The sequence below is a fragment of the Halococcus saccharolyticus DSM 5350 genome, assembly GCF_000336915.1.
GTDB lineage: Archaea > Halobacteriota > Halobacteria > Halobacteriales > Halococcaceae > Halococcus > Halococcus saccharolyticus.
This window is the reverse complement of record NZ_AOMD01000010.1, coordinates 45176-51278: the sequence shown is the minus strand read 5'-3', so window position 1 is coordinate 51278 and position 6103 is coordinate 45176. Positions and strand designations below refer to the sequence as shown.

5 protein-coding genes are annotated in these 6103 nt (G+C 66.1%); 1 reads left to right on the top strand and 4 read right to left on the bottom strand.

The genetic code is table 11. The annotated features are described in order from the left end of the window. Window positions 1-167 precede the first annotated feature (167 nt). Window positions 168-1664, top strand: coding sequence for an ABC transporter substrate-binding protein (locus C449_RS02665; protein ID WP_006076365.1), 1497 nt, complete (start codon window positions 168-170; stop codon window positions 1662-1664). A gap of 40 nt (window positions 1665-1704) precedes the next feature. Here C449_RS02665 and C449_RS02660 read toward each other — a convergent pair whose 3' ends face one another. Genes C449_RS02660 through C449_RS02645 form a run of 4 tightly spaced genes read right to left on the bottom strand, consistent with a single transcriptional unit; the run spans window position 1705 to window position 6029 of the window. Next, window positions 1705-2601, bottom strand: a complete 897-nt coding sequence (locus C449_RS02660) for an ABC transporter ATP-binding protein (RefSeq protein WP_006076364.1) — start codon at window positions 2599-2601, stop codon at window positions 1705-1707. Then, on the bottom strand, window positions 2598-3497 hold the full coding sequence (locus C449_RS02655) for an ABC transporter ATP-binding protein (RefSeq protein ID WP_006076363.1): 900 nt from the start codon (window positions 3495-3497) through the stop codon (window positions 2598-2600). The genes C449_RS02660 and C449_RS02655 overlap by 4 nt, the downstream gene beginning before the upstream one ends. Then, window positions 3494-4867: a branched-chain amino acid ABC transporter permease gene (locus C449_RS02650; protein WP_006076362.1), complete on the bottom strand. Its 1374-nt coding sequence runs from the start codon at window positions 4865-4867 to the stop codon at window positions 3494-3496. Before C449_RS02650 ends, C449_RS02655 begins: the two co-directional genes overlap by 4 nt. Before the next feature lie 58 nt (window positions 4868-4925). Next, the gene (locus C449_RS02645; protein ID WP_049913843.1) at window positions 4926-6029 is read right to left on the bottom strand and encodes a branched-chain amino acid ABC transporter permease; all 1104 of its coding nucleotides are present in this window, start codon (window positions 6027-6029) and stop codon (window positions 4926-4928) included. Between the last annotated feature and the right edge of the window lie 74 nt (window positions 6030-6103).

Below are 6103 nucleotides of genomic sequence, written 5' to 3'. Positions count from 1 at the left end.
AGGAATCTGTGAGGCCTGTGGCGCGCTCGCGAACGATCTCGTGAACGCGAACGGACAACTCGTCTGCACGAACTGCCGCGAGGCGTGACGAACCCGCCGACCACCCGAGTATCGACGGCCGAAACAGGGCAAGATTTATCCCTTGTTCAACCAACAGCATCGGTAGTATGGGACACAGACCCAAACGGCGCGAGTTCCTGGCTGCTGTCGGAACGGCTGGTATCGTCGGCGTAGCCGGATGTTCGGGCGGCGGTAACGGCGGCGGTGGCAACGAAACCGGCGGCGAGGGCGGTGGTGACACGACCGAAGCCGGTGGTGGCGGCGGAGCCGAGGAGACCGAAACTGAGGCCAGTGGCGAGACTGAGGGCGGCGAAACCACTGGTGAGGAAACCGAGGGTGGTGAAACCACCGGCGAAGAGACGGAGGGCGGAAACGAAACTGGCGGGAACGAGACTGGCGGCGGTGGCAGCGCCGAGGGCCGAGAGATCATGGTCGGCGTCCTCCAGCCGACAACGGGCGACCTCGCGTCGGTCGGTGAGCCGATCCAGCAGGCCGCGCTGTTGCCGGCGGTCCAGCTCGAAGGTTCGGACATGGCCTTTACGATCAACACCCAGGCCGAGGACACCCAGACCGACCCGCAGGCCGGCATCAGCGCCGCCCAGGCGCTGGTCGACGCGGGCTATCCCGCCATCACGGGGGCGGCGTCGTCCGAAACCACGATCCAGGTGGCCCAAAACGTCACCATCCCGAACGAGATCGTGCTGACCTCACCCGCGAGCACCTCGCCGGCCATCACGGATCTGCAGGACAACGGCTACGTCTACCGGACGCCGCCGAGCGACGCGCTCCAGAGCGAGGTGCTCGCCCAGGTCGCGAGCGAGCGCGTCGGGGCCTCGTCTGTGTCGGTGATGTTCGTCAACAACTCCTACGGCCAGGCGCTCGCCGAAGCGTTTGCCTCGGCGTTCGGTGGCGAGGTGCCCGCACAGGTGTCCTTCGAGAAGGCCCAGTCCTCCTACACCTCGAAGCTCCAGGAGGCGATGGCTTCCAGTCCGGGCGCACTGCTGGTGATCGGCTATCCCGAGAGCGGCAACCAGCTGTTCCGGGACTACTACTCGAACTACAGTCGTGACACCCAGATCCTCGTGACCGACGGACTGCGCGACTCCGCGCTGCCGGGTAACGTCGGCCAGCCGCTGACGAACGTCCTCGGCACGGCCCCGCTCGCGGCGGGTCCGGCTCGGGAGTTCTTCACCCAATCATTCCAGGACGAGTACGGCGGCGAACCCGGCGTGTTCACCTCGCAGGCGTACGACGCCACCGCGATCCAGATCCTCGCTAACGCCGCCGGCGGCGAGAACAGCGGCCCGGCGGTCCAGGAGAACATGGACGCCGTCGCCAACCCCCCCGGAACGGAGGTCGGCCCGGAGAACCTCGCCGAGGCGATCGGGATGGCCGCGAGCGGCGAGGAGATCAACTACCAAGGTGCGTCGAGCAACATCACGTTCGACGACAACGGCGACATCGCCGCTGCGACCTACGAGGTGTTCACGTACACCGAGGACGGCAGCATCGAACAGGCGGACACGGTCCAGTTCGGTGGCAGCGGTGGCGGCGGTGGTACTGGCAACAACAGCAGCGCCAGCGGGAACAACAGCAGCGGATAACAGCCTTCGCTCGACTCGAAAACGATCCGATTCCGTTTTTTCAGCCGCCGAGGAACTCCCGGCGGACCTGCTCGTCGCCGAGCAGCGCGTCACCGGTGTCGGTGTAGCGATTGCCGCCCTGCACGAGGACGTAGCCACGATCGCAGCGTCTGAGTGCTTCCTTCGCGTTCTGTTCGACCACGAGCACCGCGGTGCCGGCCTCGTTGATCGCGTCGACCCGGTCGAACATCTCGTCGACGAGGTCGGGTGCGAGTCCCGCCGACGGCTCGTCGAGCAGCAGGAGATCGGGATCGAGCATCAGCGCCCGTCCCATCGCCAGCATCTGCTGTTGACCGCCGCTAAGGGTGCCCGCGCGCTGGGACTGGCGCTCTTCGAGGATCGGGAACCGCTCGAACACGTCGTCGAGAGCCTCGTCGGGCACCGAATCGAGGATGTACGCACCCATCTCGAGGTTCTCGCGGACCGAGAGCCCCGCGAACACGTTGTCGTTCTGGGGGACGTAGCTCAGCCCGCGCCGGATGATCATCTCGGGTGCGTTACCGCTGATGTCCTCGCCGTCGAAGGCGATCTGGCCGTCCATGTACGTCGCCAGCCCGAAGACCGCCTTCATCACCGTCGACTTCCCCGCACCGTTCGGCCCGACGATGGTGACGTACTCGCCGTCGCCGACGTCGAGGTCGATCCCGTCGAGGATCTGGAGCTCACCGTAGCCCGCGTCGAGGTTCGATACCGCGAGCAGACCGTCGGGATGGCTGTCGGCCGCGTGCGCCTCGGCTGTGGTCGTCCCCGTCGCTTCGTTGTCGGTAGTCGTGTCCTCACTCACGCTCTCGTCGGCTCCCGTTCCGTTCGTCGTGGTGTCGTCGGCTGGCTGTTCGTTGGCCGTCGTCTCGTGGGTCGTGGTGTCGTCGGCTGCGGTCTCGTCGGTGTCGTTACTCATACGTTCGCTCCGAGGTAGGCGTCGATGACCTGTTCGTTCTCCCTGATCGCCGCGGGCGCGTCGTCGGCGAGCACCCGTCCGCGGTGCATCACGATGACGCGCTCGCAGTTCTCCATGATGACGTCCATGTCGTGTTCGACCAGCAGGAAGGTGTACCCCTCCTCGCGGAGGTCGTGGATGCGATCGAGGAGCTTCTCCTCCAAGGTGGGGTTCACCCCCGCGAGTGGCTCGTCGAGCAGGACGACTTCGGGATCGGTCAACAGTGCCCGTGCCATTTCGAGGAGTTTTCGCTGGCCGCCCGAGAGGTTGCCCGCGTACTCCTCGGCGAGGTGGTCGATCTCGAAGAACTCCAGGGTCTCCCACGCTCGCTCGCGAAGTTCGCGCTCCTGGTCGCGAACTCCCCCGCGCGCGCCGGGCAGCACCGACCGCCAGAGCGACTCGCCGCGCTGGGCTCGTGGCGCGAGCATCATGTTCTCGAGGACGGTCATCTCCTCCAGCTCACGGGCGATCTGGAAGGTCCGGACCAGCCCGCGGTCGGCGATCTGGTACGGACGGAGGCCGGTGATCTCCTCGTCGTGGAGGTGAACCGAGCCGCTCGTCGGCTGATGGACGCCCGTGATACAGTTGAAGGTGGTCGATTTCCCCGCGCCGTTCGGTCCGATCAGCCCGGTGAGTGACCCCGCCTCGACGTCGAAGCTCGCGTCGTCGACCGCGGTCAGCCCGCCGAACTCCTTCCGGAGGTTCTTGACCCGGAGTGGGCGGCCGGGTGGCGTCTCGCGCGCTGCGCGCTCGACGTCGGACTCGTCGTCGGGATCGATCTCGTCGACGTTTTCGGGACCACCCTCGCCTTCGATCACGTTTCTCGTGTCGGTCGTGGAATCGGCTGTGTCGCTCATTCGTCGTCACCTCCTTCGTTACCGGAGTCTGCGGTCGCGTCCGAGACACCGCCGTCGGCTCGGGTGGCTCGGGGAGCGTCGTCATCAGCGACGCTCCGCCGGGAGAGATCGACGGCGGCTGCCGGCTCCTTCCGATGACCGAGCAGCCCCTCCGGACGGCGCTGCATCAGGACGACCAGCACGACGCCGAGGAGTACGAACCGGAGCACGCTGATGTTGTCGAGCGCGTACGCGACCAGCGGCGTGATGTCGAGCGATCCGAGCGCCCCGACCGCGGTGGTGAACGTGTTCGGAGCACCACCGAGGTTGAACGAGCTGTCGACGATCCGTCCCACGAACGTCGGGCCGAGAAAGAGTAATCCTGCAAAGAGCGCGCCGCCGATGACGCTCCCCGTGTTCGATCCCGACCCCCCGACCATCAGCGCGATGAACACGTAGAAGGTGACGATCGGGAGGAACAGTGCGGGCGTGATCAGCGCCTGACTGCCCTGCCAGAGGATGCCGGCGAGCCCCATCAGCGCACAGCCGAGCATGAACACCTTGATCTTGAACCATCGGGTGTTCTTCCCGAGCGAACTCGCCACGATTTCGTCCTCGCGGATCGCCTTCAGCACCCGGCCGAACGGGGAGTTGCCGACCCGGGTCAGGAGGAAATAGAAGAGCCCGACGAACACCACGAGCACGAGAGTGTACGTCCAGTCGACCACGGTCGGGCCGTCGAGCCCGAACCCGCCGAAGAAATCGAACATCGACTGGCCGAACGGGGTCGGTGGCGACGCCGAACTCGCCGGGTCGGTGTAGTAGAGATCGCGCACGGGGTTGATCGGACCGGGGATGCCGCTCGCACCGCCGGTCCCCAACTCCCTCCCACCGATCGAGAAGGACTGGAACGTCGTCGAGTTGTAGATCAGCCGGATGATCTCCGAGAGTGCGAGCGTGACGATCGCGAGGTAGTCCGCCCGGAGCCGGAGCGCTGGCAGTGCCGTGATCCCGCCGACCAGCGCGGCGGCGATCATCCCACCGACGATCCCGGCCCACAGCGGGAGGCCGAGTCCCGGAATCCCGCCCACCTGGGGATCGACCGGTGCGGTCAACATCGCCATCGTGTACGCGCCGACCGCCATGAACCCCGCGACGCCGATGTTGAACAGGCCCGCATACCCCCACTGGAGATTCAGCGCGAGCGCGAGCAGTGCGTACACCGCCGCGAGAAAGGTCAGCCGCTGGAGGGTGCTCGCGATCCCCCCGACGTCGAGGCCGAGTATCAGGCCGAAGACGATGAACAGCACGTAGAGCCCGGCCATGACCCCGAGGATCAACCCGGCGTCGGAGCCACCGAGTCGGTCGGCCAGTCGGTCGGCGGTACTCATCGGTCACACTCCCGTCGCGTTCGGTGCGATGGCCGCTCCGTTCGGATACAGGGACGAATCATGCGGTCGTCACCCCGCCGAACAGCCCGGATGGTTTCAATACTAGGATCAGGATCATCACCGCGAAGGCGGCCGCAGTGGTGAACTCCGAGGGGAGCCAGACCAGCGAGACGGTGCTCGCGATCCCGATCGTAAGGCCGCCGAACATCGCGCCGTAGACCGACCCGATCCCGCCGAGGATGACCGCGGCGAAGATCAGCAGGAGGAGGATCCAACCGAAGTCGAACGCGATCGTGCCCGTTTCGAGCGTGACGAGGTAGCCCGCCGCACCGGTCAGTCCGCCGCCGATAACCCACGTCGCGCGCACGACCCGTTCGGTCGGGATTCCGGTGACGCGTGCGAGGTCGCGGTTGTCCGCCATCGCGCGCATCGCGGTTCCGAGTTTGGTGTACTGGAGCAACACATGGACGCCGACCATCAGTGCGACCGCCCCGATCGCGAGCGCGATCTCGTGGGCGTTCAGCCGGATCCCGATGACCGGCACCTCGAATCCGGGGATGTCGCCGCCGGTGACGCCCGGTCGACTGGTCCCGAAGACGAACGCGAGCAGGTATCTGAGCGCGAGCGCGACTCCGATGCTCGCGATGAGCAGCGTGATTCCCTCCTCGTTGCGCATCGGCTTGTAGACGAGCCGATCGATGAGGAGAGCGAGTCCGGCAGTGAACGCGATCGCGACGACGAGGCCGACGAGCACCGCGATTGGCGTCGAGACGATGCTCACACCGACGGTGCCCGCGTTGGCTTCCCCGCTAACACCGACCAAGAAGAGATCAGCGATGGGGAGCGCGCCGAGCCCCCCGATCACGTACGTCGTCGCCCAGCCCGCGAAGGCTCCCGCCGTGATGTAATCGCCGTGGGCGAAGTTTGCAAAGCCAAGCAGGGAGTACGTCATCGAGAGCCCGACACCCGCGAGCGCGATCACGAGGCCCTGTATCAGCCCGTCTTTCAGGAAGAGCGCGAGACTGAGCACCGACAGCGACCCGTTCATCAGCTTGGTCGCGAGATCCACGATCAACAGTACACCGACGACGCCAGCGACGACTCCGAACGGTTGCTCGACGACGAAGCTCCGGCCACGGTCGTAGGTCTCAGAAATGCCCATGATAGTGTTCCACATGAGGTGGGCGGTTGGGGGAGGGTAATAACCTTTGCTCCGAATCGCCACTCCTGCGGCAG